The sequence below is a fragment of the Tychonema sp. LEGE 06208 genome, from assembly GCF_015207505.1.
In the GTDB taxonomy this organism is placed as follows: domain Bacteria; phylum Cyanobacteriota; class Cyanobacteriia; order Cyanobacteriales; family Microcoleaceae; genus Microcoleus.
Genome location: NZ_JADEWT010000076.1, coordinates 1 through 21,367 on the forward strand (window position 1 = coordinate 1; position 21,367 = coordinate 21,367).

At 45.6% G+C, this 21,367-nt stretch carries 8 protein-coding genes and 2 pseudogenes; 4 read left to right on the plus strand and 6 right to left on the minus strand.

What is annotated here, in order from left to right; translation table 11 throughout:
• Window positions 1-211: 211 nt before the first annotated feature.
• Together glgP and IQ263_RS19015 are read right to left on the minus strand one after the other, a co-directional pair.
• On the minus strand, window positions 212-2,770 hold the full coding sequence (gene glgP / locus IQ263_RS19010; RefSeq protein ID WP_194069310.1) for an alpha-glucan family phosphorylase: 2,559 nt from the start codon (window positions 2,768-2,770) through the stop codon (window positions 212-214).
• Window positions 2,771-3,242: 472 nt separating this feature from the next.
• A complete protein-coding gene (locus tag IQ263_RS19015) occupies window positions 3,243-6,587 on the minus strand; it encodes an EAL domain-containing protein (RefSeq protein ID WP_228050183.1) in 3,345 nt (1,114 codons plus the stop codon).
• 507 nt (window positions 6,588-7,094) lie between these two features.
• Here IQ263_RS19015 and IQ263_RS19020 point away from each other — a divergent pair.
• The 3 genes from IQ263_RS19020 to IQ263_RS19030 all read left to right on the plus strand — a co-directional run bounded on the left by IQ263_RS19020 (window position 7,095) and on the right by IQ263_RS19030 (window position 11,117).
• Window positions 7,095-7,673 carry a hypothetical protein gene (locus IQ263_RS19020; protein WP_194069281.1) on the plus strand — a complete coding sequence of 193 codons (579 nt, stop codon included), beginning with the start codon at window positions 7,095-7,097 and terminating at the stop codon, window positions 7,671-7,673.
• A 398-nt stretch (window positions 7,674-8,071) separates the two neighbouring features.
• The gene (locus IQ263_RS19025) at window positions 8,072-9,109 is read left to right on the plus strand and encodes a M28 family peptidase (protein ID WP_194069282.1); all 1,038 of its coding nucleotides are present in this window, start codon (window positions 8,072-8,074) and stop codon (window positions 9,107-9,109) included.
• A 268-nt stretch (window positions 9,110-9,377) separates the two neighbouring features.
• Entirely contained in the window at window positions 9,378-11,117 is a 1,740-nt protein-coding gene (locus tag IQ263_RS19030) for an ABC-ATPase domain-containing protein (RefSeq protein WP_194069284.1), read from the plus strand.
• 169 nt (window positions 11,118-11,286) lie between these two features.
• Here the strand turns inward: IQ263_RS19030 and IQ263_RS19035 are convergent.
• Window positions 11,287-11,469: pseudogene (locus IQ263_RS19035) on the minus strand (IS1 family transposase); the annotation flags it as partial.
• 82 nt (window positions 11,470-11,551) lie between these two features.
• On the opposite strand from IQ263_RS19035, the pseudogene IQ263_RS19040 reads away from it, so the two are divergent.
• Window positions 11,552-12,478 (plus strand): annotated as a pseudogene (locus IQ263_RS19040) (IS630 family transposase).
• A 486-nt stretch (window positions 12,479-12,964) separates the two neighbouring features.
• On the opposite strand, the gene IQ263_RS28745 reads toward IQ263_RS19040, so the two are convergent.
• The 3 genes from IQ263_RS28745 to IQ263_RS19055 form a co-directional block, all read right to left on the minus strand.
• Window positions 12,965-13,267, minus strand: coding sequence for a hypothetical protein (locus IQ263_RS28745; RefSeq protein WP_228050184.1), 303 nt, complete (start codon window positions 13,265-13,267; stop codon window positions 12,965-12,967).
• Between the two features lie 518 nt (window positions 13,268-13,785).
• A complete protein-coding gene (locus IQ263_RS19050; RefSeq protein ID WP_194069292.1) occupies window positions 13,786-14,151 on the minus strand; it encodes a hypothetical protein in 366 nt (121 codons plus the stop codon).
• 256 nt (window positions 14,152-14,407) lie between these two features.
• Window positions 14,408-21,094: a translocation/assembly module TamB domain-containing protein gene (locus IQ263_RS19055; protein ID WP_194069295.1), complete on the minus strand. Its 6,687-nt coding sequence runs from the start codon at window positions 21,092-21,094 to the stop codon at window positions 14,408-14,410.
• Between the last annotated feature and the right edge of the window lie 273 nt (window positions 21,095-21,367).

Sequence of the window (21,367 nt, forward strand, 5' to 3'; positions counted from 1 at the left end):
GATTGGGAGAGGGGGAGATTGGGAGAGGGGGAGAATTAGGAAAATCTTCCTTTATTCTCCCGACTCCCAACTACTGACTACTGACTACTGACCACTGACTCCCAACTACTGACTATTGACTACTGACTACTGACTACTGACTACTGACTACTGACTACTGACTACTGACTACTGACTACTGACTACTGACTACTGACTACTGACTTCCTTCTTAATGTGCCCAGAGAATCACACCAGCTTCATAGGGGCTGCTGAGATTGTCGTGCTTCGGCAAAACGCGCAAGGACAAACCTTGTAAACCGCTAGAAGTATAAGTAATGTCGGCCGTATAAAGGCTAGCATTGTGAGAATCTTCTCCCAAATACTCCATTACCACCGGCACGCCGCCGACAATATCGCCGTTAGCATCAACCGAACCTTGATAAAGTTCCACTTGCACATCCGCAGGCGTCAATCCCATCAGGTTGATGCGAGATTTAACCGCGATCGACTGATTGACCTTAACTTCCTTATCCTGGGAAATATCAACAGCCTCAATCTTAATGTCGTTCCACTTCGCGAGAACGTGCTTCTTCCAGTGAGACAATTCCTTCGCCGGAGCACAATTATCCGAAGTCATGGTGTGGAAGCGATCGCTCACGGGGAAATAAGCCCGCCGCGCGTAATCCTTCACCATCCGAGCTGTATTGAAGAAAGGACAGTTCAAGCGAATTGAATCCTTCATTTTCTCCGTCCAACCGCGAGGAATTCCATCAGCATCTCGGTTGTAAAACAGCGGTACAACTTCCTTTTCCATCAAGTCGTACAAAGCATTGGCCTCAACCTCATCCTGATACTCAGTATCTTCGTAAAACTCCCCATGTCCGATCGGCCAACCGGTGCGAACATAATCCGCCTCATCCCACCAACCGTCAAGAATGCTCAGATTCGGCAAACCATTCATCGCAGCTTTCATCCCGGAAGTACCCGAAGCCTCGCGGGGGCGGCGGGGCGTATTCAGCCACACATCGCAGCCAGATACCATCATCCGAGCGACGTTAATGTCGTAATTCGGCAGAAACACCATCGAATTGATAGTTTCGTGTTCGCGGATGAAGTGAACGATATCCCGAATCAATTCCTTACCCGGAATATCCATCGGGTGAGCCTTCCCAGCAATCACAAACTGCACGGGGCGGTTTTGATCCCGCATGATCCGCATAATTCGATCGACATCGCGCAAAAACAGCGTCGCCCGCTTGTAAGTAGCAAAACGGCGCGCAAACCCGATCGTCAGCACCTTCGGATTGAGAGCCTCGCGCGCGTATTCGATTTCGGTTTGAGCCGCACCGCGCTCGCGCAAGGTCTTTTGCAGCCACTCCCGCGCGAATACCACCAACTCCGATCGACAGCGTTCGTGATTCCGCCACAATTCCTCGTCAGGAATCGACGAAATTCTGTCCCACAGGCGATCGTCCTTGCGAGTCATTTCCCACTCCGGGCCAAGGTATCGATCGTACAATTCCTGAGTAGACTTCGCCACACAACTGCGAGCGTGTACCCCATTCGTAATCGAAGTAATCGGCACTTCTTCTTGAGGTAAACCCGGCCATAACCCCTGGAACATCGGGCGCGACACCACACCGTGCAAAGCCGCCACCCCGTTGACAAAACTCGACATCTTTATTGCCAAAATTGCCATATTCAGAGGTGCGGACAAATCGCCAACATTCTCTCGGCCCAACGCCAGAAACTCATCTTGCGACAAGCCAAACATCTTGGCATATTGACCCAGATAGTGCATCACCATATCCGGCTCGAACAAGTCAAACCCAGCAGGCACCGGCGTGTGAGTCGTAAACATACTGCTCGAAATCACCACCTGTTCTGCTTCCACGAAACTCAGGTGATATTCCTCCATCAGCATCCGAATCCGTTCCAAAGCCATGAAAGCCGCGTGGCCTTCGTTCATGTGATAAGCCGTGACTGTCAAGCCCAGGGCCTTGAGCATTTTCACGCCACCGATGCCCAGCATGATTTCTTGGTGCATCCGCAGAGTTTTGTCTCCGCCGTACAGTTGGTCGGAAATATCTTGGTCGTAGCGGCTGTTAGGTTCAATATTTGTATCCATCAAGTACAAAGGAACAGTTCCCACTTGTACTCGCCAAATCCGCGCGTACACCTTGCGGCCTGGATAGTCTACCTCAATCCGCAATTCCGAACCGTCGGGATTGCGTTCTAGGTGGAGCGGCATATTGTAGAAATCGTTCAGCGGATAGCGTTCTTGCTGCCAGCCGTCGGCGTTGAGATACTGCGAAAAATAGCCTTCTTGGTAGAGCAAGCCCACGCCGGCTAAGGGCAAGCCCAAATCGCTAGCTGATTTGAGGTGGTCGCCTGCGAGCACGCCCAAACCGCCGGAATAGATTGGTAGGGCTTTTACTAAGCCGAATTCCATCGAAAAGTAAGCGTAGCATTCCTGGCGCTCTGTACCGCGCTCTTTGCGATACCAGGCGCGGTTTTTGAGATAATCGTCCAACTGCTGGGCGGCTCGTTTCATTTGGGCAATGAAGCCGTCGTCTTCCGCCATTTCTTGCAGTCGCTCTTGGGATATGGTTCCCAGCATCAGTACCGGGTTTTGGTTGCTGGAGTCCCACAGGTCTCGATCGAGGCGGCGGAATAAGTCTTTGGTGTCAACGTTCCAATCCCAGTGCAAGTTGTAGGCAAGTTTGCGTAGGGGTTCGAGAATTGTCGGTAACGAGGGCGAAACGTTAAATGTGCGAATTGGCTGCATAGACAAAGCTTTTATATTGGAGTAGCGATATTTTCCTCTGTCTTTAGCCGCAAGTCCGTGATTCTGCACACTATTTTAAGTTTTTAAGTGGCGCGGGCGATCGATCGCACTCTTCCGGGCGCAGTTGCAACCGCGTCGATACCAACAAAACCCACCTCCGTGGGTTGAAGAAGACCCGCCGTCTTTTTCAACCGTCTCAACCGCTATTGACTAATGATCTGATTTGCGATCGAGGACGATCGTCACAAAAGAGGATCGCGCGCGCGTGCGGAATGCGAGTCCGCTCCATAAAAGCGGACTCGCATTCCGCACTAGCAAGCAATTTTAGATAGGTAAATTGACCAGACACTATACGACTACTGACTACTGACCACTGACTACTGACCACTGACCACTGACTACTGACCACTGACTACTGACCACTGACCACTGACTACTGACTACTGACCACTGACCACTGACTACTGGCAAATTATGCAATTTTGACTTTCCGCAACAGAGAATTTACCAAAAGTTTACTAGCATCGCCGGCCGAGAGCGCCTTGCTAAAATAGTGACCCTGAATTTCTTGACAGTGGAGCGATCGCAAACAATCCAACTGCTCTTTAGTTTCTACTCCCTCTGCTACCACGCTCAAATTCAAATCTCGACCCAGCGTCGCTACAGCATTGGCGATCGCCCGTTCGGACGGATCTGTCGTCAGCCCGTTGATAAAAGATTTGTCGATTTTTAAGATATTCAACGGAAACTTTGTGAGATAACTTAGAGAACAATAACCCGTGCCAAAATCGTCCAGCACAATCTGCACTCCCATATTCTGCAACTCCCTCAGAACTTTTGTGGTATAATCCACATCTTGCATCGCTGTACTTTCGGTAATTTCTAACTCTAAATACTTCGGTTCTAAACCAGTTTTTTTCAAGCAGTTCGTCACCATTTCCACTAAATTAAATTGCTGAAACTGCCTGGCCGAAAAGTTGACTGCTACCCGCAAATCAGGTTGCAAAGCATCCTGCCAAGCTTTATTCTGAGTGCAGGCAGTTTGCAGCACCCATTCCCCAATAGCTACAATTAATCCGTTGTCTTCTGCCATCGGAATAAATGTAGCGGGCGAAACTAAACCTAATTCTGGATGGTGCCAGCGCAGCAGGGCTTCCATACCCTGAATTTTCCAAGTAGTGATATTGACTTTTGGCTGGTAGAAAACCTCAAATTCTCCCTGTGCTAATGCTTCGTGGAGCCTGTTTTCCAGAGTCAGCAATTGGCTGCCTTGCGGATTGATTGTTGAAGTATATAACTGATAGTTATTTCTTCCCATGTCTTTAGCGCGGTACAAGGCCGCATCGGCATTTTTGACTAAAGTTTCGGCATCTTCGCCGTCGTTGGGATAAACGGCAATACCGATGCTGCTGCTGACGTGAAACGGCTGTTCTTCTAGTTTAAAAGGGGGCTTTAAATAGTCAATAATTCTTTGAGCTGTTTTAACTGCATCTTCTAAGCAATTGAGATCGGGAAGCAGTACGGTAAATTCGTCGCCTCCCCACCGGGCTACCGTATCAGTCGATCGCAAAGTGTCGCTGATCCGTCCGGCAAAACTTTCTAAAAGGCGATCGCCCGCAGCGTGACCTAGTGTATCATTAATTTTTTTGAACCTATCCAAATCTAAAAACATCACAGCCAGCATTTTTTTATTTTTTTTAGCTTGTCTTAATGCTGCCGTCAGTCGCTCGTTAAAAAGTATCCGATTCGGTAAACCCGTGAGTTGATCGTAAACCGCTTGATAGCGAATAATTTCTTCAGCTTGCTTGCGCTGAGTGATGTCCATCATCGTACCGATCGCCCTTACTGCTTTGCCACTTTCATTGCGGATGATGTACCCGCGATCTAACACAAAAACATATCCCCCATCTGCACGATGAAAGCTATATTCCTCCGACCAAAATTCAGCATCAGATTTCATTGTTTCGTTGAAGCTTGACATCACTCTTTCCCGTTCTTCGGGATGAATGTTTTGCCACCACAAGTCAAAGTCTATCGTCTGAGTATCGTTGAGTTTGTATCCAAATACTTTTTCAAACTCTTCGCTCAACCAATACTCATTTTTTGACAAATTGAAATCCCATACTGCATCATTTGTGGCCCTAGTCAGCAGGTGAAAGCGTTCTTCACTTTTGCGGAGTTTTTCTTCAGATTGCAAGCGTTCCGTGACATCTCGAAAGCTGAATACTCGACCAGTAATTTTGCCTCCGGTGTGCTGGGGTAACGAGTAACGCTCGAAGATTCTGCCATCTTTAAACTCAATAATATCGTAAGTTTCAGCCGCCGGACGATCTGACCATTCTTTAGCGCGGTTGACAAAGATTTCCGGGTATTTTAACTGGTTGATTCCAAACTCCAAAATTTGGTTGTGATCTCTCGAATTTAGTAGAACATCTGGCACCTGCCACATTTTGGCAAACTTGCGGTTAAAGCTGACAACTTTTCCCTCGCCGTCAACCGCCAGAATACCGTCAGCAGTAGATTCAATGGTTGCTTGAAGCAACGAAAGAGATGTTTCTAATTCTAACTCTGCTAATTTGCGATCGCTGATATCAAAGACTGTGACTAATATTGACGGTTTTCTCTCAAATTTAATAATATTTACAGTTGCTTCTATCCAGCGTGATTCTCCGGTTTTTGTGATAAATTTTACTTCGTATTTTGAGCCTGCCGTTTCTCGCGGATGGCGGGATTTACCCCATTTTTTAACTATTTCATGAAAATCTGGATCGATCAAGTCATATAAATCCAACGCTAGCAATTCTTCCCGACTATATCCAGTGAAAGCTTCTGTCTGAGAATTGACATAACGCAACTGTCTGCGCTGATAGATCAATGCAGCAGCATTAACAGTTTCTATCAGTTGCCGAAACTTTTTTTCACTGCGCCGCAAATCTCTTTCAGCCTGCTTGCGATAGGTAATATCTTGTGCTACATATAACTTGCCGCTAACCTTACCTTTGCCATTCCGAATAATTGAAATAGAAAGCAGCACAATTATTTTTTTTCCATGTTTGGAAATATAAATTTTTTCGACATTGCGAACAGAATCTTCGGTCGTTAAATTTTCTAATTCTAACCCCGTTGGCGGCGCTTCATTTTTATGAAAAAGTCCGGCTATTGGTGCGCCTAACAACTCTTTTTTTGAGTATCCTAAAAGTTGACAAGTAGCTTGATTTAACGATAGGATACGACCGCCAGGGGTAGTCGCAATTATCGAGACGCTCATTTCCTCGCAAATATCGAAGGCGTATTCGGCAGTTTGCTGCAAATCTTGGGTCATTTTAGCAATAGTATCTCGGATATCCTGTTCTTTTGGTAGATGCAACAATTGATATGCTGCTGTTAGCTTGTTCTTGTCTGTTTCAGGCTTCGATTTAATTAACCCGATCGCCTGAGATAACATACCTACCCCATTCATCCTGATTAATAAAAAAATTGACCCCAAAATAAAAGCCAGATAATAATCAATAATTTTAAAACTTAAAATAGGCTCTTTTTGAGGATTTTCCTGAGACTGTATAAAATTGTCGCTTGGTTGAGCGATCGGTGCTATTGGGGATGATTGAGCCCCAAATAAGTCAGCCATTGCAGAATTAGCGCCAGATGCCGATCGCAAATAGCTAATTTTGTCAGGCGCTACCACACTTGCTTCTACAGTACGATTTCCACCTCCATCCCCTACACTTAGCGGCAATATTTTTGCATTAATGCAACATTCCACACCAAACACAGCAGCAGTTAAGTATCCTAACATTAATTTACCAGTAATTTTCATGGGTTCCAATTGCTAACTTTAAAAAAATGCTTGACCGCCGTAAAAAATGTGAACAACTTGAACGTAACTGTAGATGCGACCAAAAAATATATCCGACCTTAATTTATTGTAATTGTGTCAAATAAATTTACGCAAGCAGTAATTTATTTGCATAACTAATTATAATTTGAATCATAATTAAAAAGCTGTCATCGGCCATTGTGCTACAAATTATCCGCCATTATGCCTAGACACTGACTGGAGCGCGCTAAAATTAGATAATTGTGGTGAGGAAGCGACAGAGATTTGTTATAAAAATAAACAACAGGACTGACGCACGGATGCCTATAAACCGGATTTCGGCGGCGCGGTAACTGAGCGGAGTCGAAGCTCAACCAGCAATTTTTTCACGAAAATATTTTAGTTGCAGCCCCCAGCCCCGATCTAAAACCAAGCGATCGGACTTCCTGTGCGTCCAGAAATCAACAATTAGCTTAAAATCGATGCAGAAATCCACTAATTGAACCAATGAGTCAGACAATCCCAGAACTCCAAACAGAAGTCCGCCGGCTGCAAGCAGAAATTGCCACCCTGCAAGAGTCGCGGGACAAACTTTCTTCCCAGCGCTCAGAGTGCCGAGTGACAGTCAGCTTTCCCAAAAATAATACTCCTGAAGCCATTGCCGAGTTCCATCAGCAAAATGCTGTCTTTGGGGAGCAATGGTTGCAGCAAATTCAGGAGATTGACCGAGAAACTCAAATTATTGAAAAGCAACTGCAACAAAAACAGGCGGTACTCGATTACAAACAAGGCGAACTAGACAAATTGCTAGCCGGACAGCACTGGCAAGAAGTAGAAAACAACGTTCACACCGGAGAAAAGCGCTTGCAAGCACAAGCTCGCAGAATTAATCAAGCAGCAGCGCAACTAGAGGCAGAAATTCAAGCTTTAAAAGCACTGTACGACCAACTAAATCCCAGTTATTCCGAGTGGTTTCAACAACCAACTGAAATTGTAGAATTTTCCGCAAAAACTATTCCCTACGCTTGGTCTAGCAGTCATAGCTTGATATTGGGAAACAAGGAGATTGAATTGGATAAAAAATAGTTAAATATGGTAATATTTTAACGTAAATTAGTATCGTTGAATATCGCCATTGTCGAATTACTCAATAAGTGTGAAACTTCCGATGTCGATATTTAAATGGTTGGGAACATCTCAGTTTTTACTCGTTACCAGGCTCTGCCTGGTAATGCAGGTTCGGAGGCTCTGCCTCCCTAATCGTTTGCTCGTTACTCGTTACCAGTTCGAGCGAAAGTAACGCAGATCCAGAGGCTCTGCCGACCTTTTTGGGTGCGGAGGTATAGCCTGGAAGTTAATTCAGCAACGCCGGATTGCTATACAGTTCGCGCGTGCGAAACAATATTATCGTTGTCAATCTACCAGACATGATATTAATGTAAAATATAAAATAAAACAGCCTAAAATTTTAAATAAACTTACTGATGAAACAATTGATTTGGATAGCCCTATTTATTTTGGTTGCGCTGGCGGCTGTGGGTTGGGGTTCTGGTTCGTGGCAGCGGTTATCGGCAGTACCGGAAGTGTCGGTAGTGCGAGCAACCGACACTTTCCAAAACCCCTCTCCACCGCCGCTGACTGTTGAAAAAAATGCTGTACTCGCGCCCCAAATTGACAGATCTCGGTTATGGAAACACGTCGAAAATCTAGTAGGAGAACGCGATAGAGAAGAATCTCGCTCTTTTAGTAGAGACTACATTTCCCAACAATTGCAAACATCAGGATTTTTGCCAGAGTTGCAGCCGTTCGATGGCGGAATTAACGTCTTTGCTGAGAGAAAAGGTACTGACTCAAATGCAGGTAAAATTTTAGTTGCGGCACACTACGATACTGTACCGAAATCGCCAGGGGCTGACGACAATGCGACGGGAGTTGCAGTAGTTTTAGAAGTAGCAAGATTGCTTGGTTCTCGTCCCACTCCTCGGACATTACAAGTAGCATTTTTTGACAGGGAAGAACTCGGACTTTTAGGCAGTTTATCATTCACCGGTAGCGCGGCGCGGTTAAAAAATTTGCAGGCAGTGGTAGTTTTAGATATGGTTGGTTATGCCTGTCGCACGTCTGGGTGTCAGCAATATCCCGAAGGGTTGACGGCGCAACCTTTTCTAGAAGCATCGGGGGTAACTTCTCCCGACAAAGGCGAGTTTATTGCTGTAGTTGGGGATGCGGAACATCCGCTGCTGTTGAAAACTTTTGCTGAGTCGGGAAACGCCGATTTGCCGCCAGTGGTGGCGCTGCCGGTTCCTCTGAAAGGGTTGCTGACTCCTGATGTTTTGAGAAGCGACCACGCTCCTTTCTGGTATAAAGGAATTGGTGCTGTGTTGGTGACGGATACTGCAAATTTGCGATCGCCCCACTACCACCAGCCTACTGATACACTAGCAACTATCGATCGACCTTTTTTCGCCGGTTCTGCTCAAATTGTGGTTAATGCCACAGCTAAATTATTAGAAATTCAATAATTGGTAATTGGTAATTGGCAATTGGTAATTGGTAATTAGGTTATTTCCTTCTTCCTTCTTCCTTCTTACTTCTTACTTCTTCCTAATTGAGTGATGAATGATAACCTTCGCGAGCGTGGACAGCACTGATGACTAATAACCAATAACCAATAACCAATAACCAATAACCAATAACCAATAACCAATAACCAATAACCAATAACCAATAACCAATAACCAATGACCAATAACTAATAACTAATAACCAATAACCAATAACTTTTTCTTAATGACTAACAAAGAAAGCTTAAAACGGCATTTACTGCAACTAGACAATCGAGGTTACAAAGCTTACAAAGAGATTCAAGGTAGCTATAACTTTGATGAATTTACATTGATTATTGATTACGTACAGGGAGATCCCTTTGCCTCTCCCAGTAAATTTAGAGTCATAGTTCCACCAGAAATTGCTCGAATTCCCCACGAACTTTTTAAATCCCGCAGTCGAGAAATAGCCCTGCGAGATTACCTAACTCGCCAGTTTGACAAAGCCACATACAGCAATAGCAGCAAGCGCGGCACTGGCAAAAGCGGTTTGATTGCAGTGACTCGCTTCGGACAAGAAGTTTTAGAACGAACTGCCGCATTTATTATTTCCTCAACAGCATCAGATATCGCAGATTTAGGAGGAGTTGAACAGCGATTTGTTGTGGGACTTCCCGCAGGCGGACGCAGTATTTTAGGGCAACAAGCTGCTGAAATGCTGTGCGAAGATATCCCGCGAATTGTCAGCCAATCTCTGAAATATTCTAGCTTAAATGCAGCGGAATGTCGCCGTCACGTTGAAACCGTAGAAGATGCTGACTGGCTGCGGCAGCAGTTAGCTGAAAAACAATTAGTTGGGTTTGTTGCTGATGGTTCTATTTTGCCCCGCCGCAGCGGTGTTGACAATCGCCCTTTGTTAAATGATGCTGTGGCTTTTGTGTCGCCGCCTTCGTTAAAAGTTGAGTTTAATTGTCCGAATCGCGGTGAGATTTCCGGTATGGGTATTCCGGCTGGCATTACTTTGATTGTTGGCGGCGGCTATCACGGCAAATCAACTTTACTCAGGGCGATTGAGTTGGGAGTTTACAACCAAATTCCGGGAGATGGTAGGGAATTTGTTGTGGCAAATTCGGCGGCGGTTAAAATTAGGGCGGAAGATGGCAGAAGTGTTGCCGGAGTGGATATTTCTCCTTTTATTGCTGGCTTGCCGCAAGGTAGAGATACGGCACAATTTTATACTGAAAATGCGAGCGGCAGTACCTCGCAAGCTGCTAATATTATTGAGGCTTTGGAAGTGGGGAGAATGCCTGTTTTATTGGTGGATGAGGATAGGGCGGCGACTAATTTTATGATTCGCGATCGCAGAATGCAAGAACTCGTCGCTAAGGATAAGGAACCGATTACGCCGTTTATCGATAAAGTTAAACAGTTGTATACAGATTGTGGTGTATCGACTATTTTAGTCATGGGGGGAAGCGGCGATTATTTTGATGTGGCGGATACTGTGATTTCAATGGATAATTTTCAAGCATATAACGTGACGGAAAAAGCTAAAGAAATTGCTAAGAAATACTCTATTAGTCGCGCTGCTGAAGGGGGGGGAAGTTTTGGTGAGATTACTCAAAGAGTGCCGATTCCAGCTAGTTTAGACCCTAGTCGGGGACGGCGAGATGTGCGGGTGAAGGTGCGGAATGTTGATGAATTGGCTTTTGGAACTGAGGATGTTGATTTGGGTGCGATCGAGCAAATTGTGGACAGCGGACAGTTAAGGGCGATCGCTGCGACTATGGTTTATGCTAAGCAGCAATACATGGACGGGAAACGCACTTTGTCGGAAATCATTGATTTGGTGATGGCAGATATTGATGGGCGCGGGATGGATATTTTATCTTCTTTTCCTGAAGGGGATTTTGCGATGTTTCGACGCTTTGAATTAGCGGCGGCAATTAATCGGCTTCGCAGTTTGTCTGTTGTTGCTAAGTAGACTTGCTTAATATAAGTATTGTTGTCCTACTTTTGATATGCTTACAAAGGTGATTGCAAAAAATGCTACTTAAATATGATAGGTAATATAGGACAAGCCACTGCGGTAGTGCCCTGAAGGAAAGGATCGAGATGATCGAACAAAACCGACTTCAAAGAAAAGTAGATATCTAGAGTGGTAAACTAGCATTATAATGATGCACAAAACGCCAAATAGAAGCAATATAATTTTCCAATTTCTTAGAGAAGAATAAGCTTTTTCTCACCAAGCTAGATACTCGTTGTCGAATGGTGCAATTGAAGCGCTCGATATAGCTCGTGGAACCACTATCTTTGTCTACACTATGATGACGTTTAAGTAGGTCGGCGCAAAAAAACTGAACTATGTTCAAATAAGTAAAGAAAGAGAATACATCTACCTACTTAACTCAATATATGGCCGCTAGATTAAGGGTATTCCTGACTCAACAACAAGACAACACTCTATTAGAACTGAGAATTGCGGAGGTTCCACAAAAAGTCAAAGATAGAGCAGAAGTAATTAGATTAAATGCACATGGCTGGTACGTTGAAAAAATAGCTGCTCATTTTAAGTGGACTCCACAAATAGTGAGAGAAGTTTTACATAAATGGTCGCATCTAGGCAGGGAAGGGCTTTGGGAATCGCCTGGTCGAGGGGCAAAACCCAAGTGGAAAGAGTCAGATATAGAGTTTTGAAAAGAATGCCTCAAAAACGAACCACGTACATATAACAGTCTTCAGTTAGTCCCGAAATTAGAAAAAGAACGTTCTGTTCAACTAAGTACCGACCGATTAAGACGGATACTAAAAAAAGGTTGATTTGGAAACGTTAGAGAAAAAGTCAGAACGGAAAACAAGACCCCATAGTACAAGAAACTAAGCAATCCGACTTAGATATGTTGTAATTAGAGGCAGGGACGGGAGGAATTGACTTAAAGTATTTAGATGAATCAGGGTACGAGTGCGTGGAGTGAACCTGGTTATACTTATTACCCAATCGGTGAGCAAAAACGGTTGGAACAAACTTTCGCGGCGTGGTCGCAGACTAAGTATTGTCGGACTTATTCAACCCTTAATCAGTTTTGTTTACGGTAAGCGTAATTGGGGGTGTTGATCGAAAGCTTATATCAAAATGATGGAACGAGAAGCCCAGGAAGCTGCGGAGATTGGACGACTGAGAGTAATCGTACAAGACAACGGCCTTGGGCACCGATGCAAAGAAGTCCAAGAGTTATGGCCGCCTTGGGAAAATCAAGCCCTATATATCTTTTTTTGCCCAAGTACTGTTCAGAAATGAACCCCATTGAATTGGAGTGCAACACATTAAAAAATATGAATTAGCTGCGACATTTGTTTGATAATGAGTTAGAGCTTGCCTAGGCCGTAATTCATGGAGTAGAAGTTAGACGACAAAGGGGAAACTACACTACACCAAGTCTTAAGTTTAACTCCAATTAGGTAACTTAATGTTTTATTATATAGATAGGTTTTTTCCAGACTACCTACTTACATTCTAAAATTTTCTCATCGATTGTGACACTGTTATCGCGCCCAAAAGTATTTAATTCCTCATTTTTTTTGATATTTGAGGTATATTTTACTTCATAAAAGACAGGCATAGTGGCCCAACAGCGGTTACAAAACCAACAAATTTTATTGTTTTCAATGTGCTGCATTAATGGATAACAACAACAAGGACATTCGTGCATTATCGTTTACCTCTATAACAAATTACGGAAAAACAATTTTAGGAGCTGCTCTATTTCCCAGATAAAGATGAGTCGCACAGCGCAGCACAATTTCAGAATATAGAATCTTCTGGATGTCCTAACTTGGCGCAGGCTTTGCAGTGAATTTGTAAGCCGCGATTTCTCCTTCCAGGCTGAAATCACTACCTATCAAATAGCGATCCCAATCGTACATTCCCTGAAAAATTAATCCATATATCGGATTGGGATAAACAGCAGAATCGTAACTGTCAGCGGATACCCAAAGCTGCCCTCGTTGAATATCGGCAAACATCTCTTGGGCGTTTTCATAACGCGCATAATTTGAAAATTGCAGATTTAAAGGCAATTGATGGAACTCATCCATCAGCCAATCACAGAGTTGGACGATGGTTTTCAGCAATCTCGGCTGGTTTGGCTTTCAGGTAGAGTTGCGCGAGGGTTTCTACTTGTTTAGATGCGGTTATCTTTGCTTTTTTGATAGCCCTATCATTACCCTCATAACCTGAGAATTACTTTTAGTCTGACAGTTTTTATTAGCAATTTCTATGAGCTAGCTCATAGTTATCAGAAAAAAAGATAAATTGGACAATCAAAAGCCAAGGCTGCTAGGGGTGATTTAACGGGAACATCTGGTATTTTATTATAGTGCTGTCGCGAACTCGCTACTACAAATAAGTAAGGTTCGTAGCGCGGAATTAAGTCTGCAACTAAGGTTTTAAGTGGACTAAAGTCCGCACTACAAACGGTTTTTGTGAGGGTAATCGATCGCGATATTAGACGTTATGCAATATAGACTGTACGCGATAGTTCTAGCGACTGGGCATTACCTATTGGTGTCAAAGAATACTTGGGGGGCTGACTGGAAAGCCTGCAAAAAGCAGGCTTCTTAGGAGAGGACTATCATATGTATGGCAGCTATCAGCCTGTGGTTATACCGATTGTTTCCGGCGATATAACTAGCTTTCCAGTTATATCCATAGTTGCACATTTCAACACTTGATTAAAAGCTAATCCCCGAATTTTTAGCTCCCACCGAATGCCTTTTGCTTTCATTCTCTTGGCTTTTCGCATATCGACATCGGCAGCTTTTTGATGCAGCAGCAAATATTTCATTGCTGCTGTAGCTTCAACTTTTGTGGCAAATGCAATGTAGGTAATATATCCGCCGTCCCAGTGGTTGGCGTTGCGGATGCTGCTGATAGTCGCGACTCTCGGACTAAACTGGTTCCAGTAAAAGTCACTGTAGCCGATCGACTGTGTTTTTACTTGGAGTTTGTTTGCCATTTGACTTAACTCCTATAATCTTTGGTGCGGGATTGGCAGGATTAATTTGCTGCTGTTACTATTATAGCAAATTATTCACAAATGGGAATGGGGAATGGGGAATTGGTCATTGGTCATTGGTCATTGGTCATTGGTCATTGGTCATTGGTCATTGCTAGCAAATAACTGATGACTAATCACTAATCGCTAATCACCAATAACTAATCGCTAATAACTAATCACTAATAACCACTAACCAATAGCTAATAACCAATAACTAAAACCTCAATTCGTATTCAGCGGTGGCGCGATTGTCTCCTTGAAAATTAGTTGAACCTCTGAGCAAAATCTTGTCGCTCAATCGATAGCGCAAATTAAATTCTGTCGGCTGATTTGCTGACAAAACTCGAATGATTGATGCCGAAAGATTGCGCGTGATATCGGCCCCAACTTCTAAACCTATGCCGAGGGAACCGGCACCGGAAGCGCCCCCAGAACTGGAACTGGCTGTTTCTCCTTGGTTGCCTCGAATTCTAGTCGGAAATAACCGAAATTCCGTCAATCCTGTGGCGTTGGTAATCACGGATTGCAGGTTGTTTAATAAACCCGCACCGGCTAGATTTGCGATCGCCAGTGTACTGTCTCCCTGTCCCAATGTCTGCACGAAACTGCCGCCTAACAGCGCTACAATCTCTGTTTCCGATCGACTTGGAGAACTCCTCAACTCCAGATTTTCGGCTAACTGAGAAGCCCTTCCCTGCACTAACGCTTGAATTCGGACACTCCGCACGCTGCCGAAACTTGTCGGTTCGTCGGCTATTTCAGAGGCGACAGAAGTTCCCGGAGTGCGGAAGCGCGTTACTTCCTGTACCGAAGTTGCTAACCTCACATCCAGCGTCGGATCGAGTCCTTGTCCCGCTATAAAGGTAGCAGTTTGCGGGTATCCCTTATCAAGCTTAAACTGCGTTGTAAACAAATTCACCGCCCCCGAAGTCAACCGAATCGTACCCTCCGGGCGAATATCGTCTAAAGTTCCATTCACCGTCAAACCCCCAGTCGCCTGGAAACTCAATATCGGCGGACTCGTTACCCGCACTCCCCGGCCCAACTTCAGTTGCAAATCCCTGAACACCACATCAAAGGAAGGGGAAGAAGAAGCCGAAGCCGTGGAAGGAGAATCGGAAGGCGAAGGAGGGGCCGCAGGAGAAGACGGGGAATCGGAAGGGGAAGCTTGTGTCGCAGGAGAAGAGGGGGAATCGGAAGGCGAAGAAACTAACTGAGTTGCACCGCCGCCCGCACTTGGGAGAAATACTTCGCCGTCGTAGAGTTCAATGTTACCGCTCAAGCGCGGCCGAAAAGCCGTGCCCCTGGCTTGGACTTGACCGACTGCGCCACCGCGATACAACCCTCTGAGATTCAAGGCCAGCTTGTCGAGATTGACAGCCAAAGGATTCTCTGCATCGACATCGCCCTTGGTAAAGGGCACGGACAGGGGAATCACGCCCTGCGCCACAACTTCTCCCTGACTCAACTGTCCCCGAACTCCTTCTACCCGAATTCGATCGCCCTCAAAGCGCACCGTCCCAGTCAGCCCTGTTAGCGGTTCTGGGAAAGCCCTCGCCCGGACGGTAGCATTTTCAAAATTTGCAATTCCTTCCGCTACAGGCTCTTGCAGCGTCCCTCCGACACGAATTTGCACCTGTCCCTTGCCGCTGACCCAAGCAACTTGGGGAGTCAAGACATTAATAATTGCCAATCCTTCATTTTTCAAATTCGCCCTCAAATCAATTTGATTGCTGTCAGGTTTTACAGCAGCAAAGGGCAACTCAAAAGGCAAACTTCCCTGAACCTCAATCGGTTCGACTTGAGTCACCAAAGCGCTGCCACCAAAATTGAGGCGGGCGTTGCTGTAACTAAAACTGCCGTCGGCTTGTTTAATCGGTTCTCCGTTGAGCGTACCGTCAACCAAACTCAATTCTCCGGTGGCCTGCGGATTTTCCAAACTGCCGGCCAAGTTCGCCCGCAAATTCAAATTTCCGGTGACATCGACAAAGGGCAATTCTACCAGTTCGGCTAACTTTTCCACCGGCACATTTTCGATTCGCAACTGCCCGGATTGAGCTTTTTGACTTAGTTGTCCCGAAAAGCCGATCGTACTTTTGCCCGATCGAATTTCCAGAGGTAAAATAGTTAAAACCCCGTCCTGAAAACCACCCTCAATGCTGAACTTTTCAGCGACATATTGGCCCCACTGCCAATTATCGCCCTCAACATTAAATTTAGCTTGCACACCGGTTCGCAAAGAACCCGCGACAGCAATTTCCCCGCCAAAAGTCCCCTGCAATTGAGATAGCGGCGGCAATTTTTGCGATTGGGCCATCACCTCCTGCCGCTGCTGCAAAAGCACTTCAATTTCTGCCAAACGGCGCAACTGTTCGATTAACGGGGCTTCCGGTTCTCCGACTGCGACAGTTTGCACGTCGGCGGCGTTAGCGTAAACGGGAGGTTTGAGGCCTCTGGCTAAATCGCCTAAATTGAAATATTGTAAAGCGACTAAAATCTGCTGCAAGTTGCCCTGCTTGATGTTAACTTTCCCGGCAAATTCCGGGTTTGCGCCGGTTTTCACATTGCCGGAAATTAAGTATTCACCCGTACCTTGGCGGAAGATGCCGTTTGTCAGAGTGGCGCTGCCTCCTTCATAGCTAAATTCGGCTTGAAAACTATCACCTTTAATGTAGCCGATCGCCGGTTGGGCGATCGCAATTTGTCCATTTGCTTGCAAAGTCTGCGGATTTAACGGCATCTTCCAGCCCGGTACATTCACCTGTCCAGAAACCGTACCAGTTATCGGCCCCAAACCGGCATCTTTACCGGGCGACAGATTCAAAGCAGCGAGGGGAAAATCGCTTAAATTCACTCGCAAAGTTTCTCCCTCAGTTTCGCCGCGGGCTACAGATTCCCCGCGTTTAACTAAGAAAGAAGTCGGCAGAAAAGATGAATTTAAAGCTAATTCAATTTTGTCGCTTGCGCCGGCCAAACGCAAGTTTACACTTTTATCGGAATTCGCACTCACAATCCCCGCCAGTACAGGATCGAATTCAACTTGATTTACTGCCAAATTCCGCACTTCCACATCGCCAACCAAGCTGAGGGCGGAGAGATTTCCGGTGAGGCGGCCCGTGAAATCGACATTGCCGCGAACAGGCTGATTTGTTTCTGAAGAATTGTTGACATTCCCTGCTTTCAAAAATGCCAACTGTTCTGTTGGTAAGGCTGCGAGGTTAAAATTGGAGAGTTTGATATCCAAATCCAAATTTTCAATTGAGGGCAATCCTTTACCTTCGAGTTCGACATTCACAAAACCGCTGGCTGTCAAACCGGGAGTTGCAGCTTTTTCTATTTCTACCCGCTTTCCGTCCCAGTTAAATACTGCGTCAAAAGGTTGTTTCAAAAACGGCAATTCGGAGATGCGGAAACTGCCGCCGGCGCGAACATTTTGTAGGGGCGGTGCCCCCGAAGCAGCGGCTATCGGGCCGGATAAATTGACATTGCCGTTAAATATGCCTCGCAATAGCGGGAGATTTTGGGCTTGGGAGACTAAACCGCTGGCTTGCAAGCTTTGGCGCTGGGCTTCAAAGGCTTGCTGGAAGCGACTTAAGGCAATTTGGTCGCCTTCGATTGACGCGCGCCAATTCCCGGAGGCGGCGCTACCTGTGGCGTTGACAACTCCGCCGCCGTTGGCGAGTCGAATTTGTCCGTCGCCCTTGGCGGTGATGCCGTTGGCAGTTAAATTATCTACACTGCCTAAAATTCGGACTTTACCGTCGAGGGTGCCGGCAATTTCTGGCGGTAAATTGGCTGTCAGCAAACCTGTTTGTTTGAGGGTTTGTTCTAAGTTGCTGACTGTAACTCCGTTGGTTTCTAGCAATGCTTCTAAGTTGCCGTTTTCCAATGTGGCTGCAGTATCGATCGCCCCTAGTCGATCGACCAAAATTCGTCCTTCTGCTTTAGCACTAATTCCCTTGGCTGTCAAGTTATTCAAACTGCCCGCTGCTTCCAGTTGGCCGTTAACTCTGCCGTCAAATCCTTTGGGCAAAGTTGCCGTCAGGGTAAATAGTTGGGTATCGCGGATTGTTTGTTCTAAGCGGCTGAGAATAACTCGATCGGCATCAGCAAAAACTTGCAACCGTCCACCATCTAATTTACCTTTAAAGGCAACAGTACCGTCGGCAATATTGAGTTTGCCGCTGCTGTTGGCTGAAATATCGGCGGCGGTTGAATTGTTCAGATTTCCCGACGCTTGAATTTGATTGGATATTTGTCCGTCAAGGGATTTGAGGTTTTGGATTTTAGATTTTAGATTGTTGTACTGTTGATTTTCGGGATTGAATGCTGAAGCTACATCTAACAGCGGCAATCCTAAATCTACCAGGCGGCTGATGGAAGTGCGATCGGTTTCTGCGATTCCTTGCCAAATTCCCTCTGCCAATTCTCCTTTAAAATTGACATTGCTGCTGGCAAGATTGAGTTGGCCTCTGCCGCTGGCATTGATGCTGCTAGCGGTCAAATTGTCAAGACTTCCCGCTGCGGTAAACTGACTAGATAGCAGTCCATCAATCGATTTGAGATTTTGGATTTTGGATCTTAGATTGCTATATTGTTGATTTTCGGGATTGAAGGCGGAAGCGACATCTAACAGCGGCAATCCTAAATCTACCAAGCGACTGATGGAAGTGCGATCGGTTTCTGCGGTTGCTTGCCAATTTCCCTCTGTCAATTCTCCTTGCAAATTAACATTGCTGTCAGCAAAATTGAGTTTGCCGTCGGTCTTAATATTGATGCCGCTAGCGGTCAAATTGTCAACATTTCCCGTAGCTAAAACTTCACCTGTTAGCTGTCCGCCCAAGGATTTAAGATTTTGGATTTTGGATTTGATATTGTCGAGATTTGCTGAGGATTTTAGGTTGAAAAACGGTAAACCAATATCAATTAATTGATTGACAGCAACTCGTTCTGTATTGCCATAAGCTTGCCACCTGCCGGATTCTAGTTTGCCACGAACATTAACAATACTGTCAGCAATATCTAGTGTTCCTTTGGCGTTAGCAGCGATCGCATTCAAACTCAAATCGTCCAGAGTTCCCGCAGCCTCGGCGGTTCCGCTGAAAAAACCTGTTAATTGCGGAGGTAAATTAAGTTCTGGCAAGACTTGCTGCAAACTATTAATAGCTATGCGATCGCCCTCGATCAACGCTTCCCACTGACGATTTTTTAAGGCTGCATCCACCTTTACATTAGTGTCGCCAATTTTGACAACGGTATTTTGCAAATCCACCGCATTACCTGCGGCGATAATTTCACCACTTGCGGGAAAACTTCCTTGCAGCGCTTCCCATTGAACTCTAGCTTGGATGTTGTCAAAAGGGCCGAAAAGTTGAGCTTTGGCGGAGAGATTACCGATTTTAACAGTAGCAGGAATCTGGACAGCGTAAATTTGGGCGAGATTATCTGCGGGTACATTTTCTGCTTGCAAATCAAACACCAAACCCGATCGCGAATTCCCGCTTCCTAAAGCTATATCGACTTCACCTTTACCGCTAATTTTACCACCGGCAGCCGGCACTACCAAGATATCGCCCACAGCCAAACCTACAGAGGAAAATGGGGGAAGAGAAGATTGGGTTTTGGGAGTTGGGGTTTGAGCCATTCTCCTCGGTTCCAGCTTAAAATTAGTGCTAATATTGTTTAATTGCAGGCGATCGACCACAGCGGGTTTTGTGGAGGCGATCGTACCAGTCAGCAGTGGGTTTGCAACGGTTCCAGTCAGTTTGGTATCTGCCTTGATTTCTCCGGCTACTGCGATCGGCAATACCACTTTCTGCCCTAACTCTGCTTCTACCGTACTGACAACATTTGCCACGGCTACCGGCTGCAGGTTTGTTATGAGATTGAAGCTAGCTTGATCTAGGTTAAAATTTGCTCCTGTTGCGACTGTTCCGGCTATTTTAACTGGAATTAGACCATAATTAGCAGTCAAACTATCCACAATCACATTAGTTCCCTGAAACCGCAATTGACCGCTGCTATTTTGGATTGTTTGTTTCAGGGGCTTGATATTTGCTTGCAATCCGGCAAAACTAGCCGTTCCCGTAAGTGCTGATAATTTATTCTCTCGCAATTGCACGGTTAAGTTGCTATTTGCCAGACCTCTTTGTAAAGAGATTCCCGGAAGTTTTAGCAAGCGGGCGAGGTCGGACAAAGGCAAATTTTGACCTTGCAACTGCAGGTTAGTTTGCGCCATAGGCAACAGAGAATCGCCCTTGACTGCAAAATTATCATTATTAGTAAATTGACCGTTGAGTTCGTAGAGGATGCGGTGATTTTGCTCGCGAAATAAAGCGTTGCCGTTGTTAAGACTTACAGAAATAGGAGCCGATTTTGGCTGTCCGATGGGGGGATTTGGTACCAAAAGTGCGCTGACATTTTCAACTCGCACGGCATCTATTTCTGTTTTAAATAAACCTGGTTTTTTGGGCTCGGATGTAGGAATATTAATCCAGGTACCTTGCTTGTCCTGTTCGATATAAACGCTGGGTTTAATTAAGGTAATATCTAATTTTAGAGTGCGGTTGAACAGCAGCGGCAAAATTGAAAATTTTACTTCTACTGCTTCTGTAGAGGCGTAATCTGGATCGGTAGGAGTTGCGGGTACGCTCGATCGGCCAAACCGCAAACCAGTCGGAGAAAATCGCTCCAATGTTCCGATTTGCACGGGCCTCTTGAGTGTCTGACTGACCTCAGATTCCACCAAAGGAGCTAAGTTTTTCCGCACCCACTCCTGTGCGGCCACCGCCCCAACCAGGCCGAGAATGCCCAATCCCGTACCGCTAAGCAGCAGCACGCGCCACCAGCGGCGGCTGAGACGGGGTGCGAGTTGGTTTTTGTCATCGTCGGAGTTAGTCATGCTTGTCTCTCAGAGCTTGTGAGAATTCACCAATAAGGAAATCAACCAATGTTCGATGCGGTAGAATTTCTTTGATTTTGCCTTTTGCCTTTTGCCTTCTGCCTTTGGTAGACTCAGAACAGAGGCCGGAAGTGCCGATCGGGCCCAACTCTCGGCAGAAGGCACGCCCACACTCTAGGGTAGACTGCAAAAACCTTTACCGAACTTAATCAAAACACGCAACACCACCCAAAACCAAGTCCTCCAACTCCCCCAAATTCTCTAGATTCTCCC

Excerpts from the sequence above, each read along its gene's own strand:
- glgP (WP_194069310.1), bottom strand. The coding sequence starts at position 2,770 with ATGCAGCCAATTCGCACATTTAACGTTTCGCCCTCGTTACCGACAATT.
- IQ263_RS19015 (WP_228050183.1), bottom strand. The coding sequence starts at position 6,587 with ATGAAAATTACTGGTAAATTAATGTTAGGATACTTAACTGCTGCTGTG.
- IQ263_RS19020 (WP_194069281.1), top strand. The coding sequence starts at position 7,095 with ATGAGTCAGACAATCCCAGAACTCCAAACAGAAGTCCGCCGGCTGCAA.
- IQ263_RS19025 (WP_194069282.1), top strand. The coding sequence starts at position 8,072 with ATGAAACAATTGATTTGGATAGCCCTATTTATTTTGGTTGCGCTGGCG.
- IQ263_RS19030 (WP_194069284.1), top strand. The coding sequence starts at position 9,378 with ATGACTAACAAAGAAAGCTTAAAACGGCATTTACTGCAACTAGACAAT.
- IQ263_RS19050 (WP_194069292.1), bottom strand. The coding sequence starts at position 14,151 with ATGGCAAACAAACTCCAAGTAAAAACACAGTCGATCGGCTACAGTGAC.
- IQ263_RS19055 (WP_194069295.1), bottom strand. The coding sequence starts at position 21,094 with ATGACTAACTCCGACGATGACAAAAACCAACTCGCACCCCGTCTCAGC.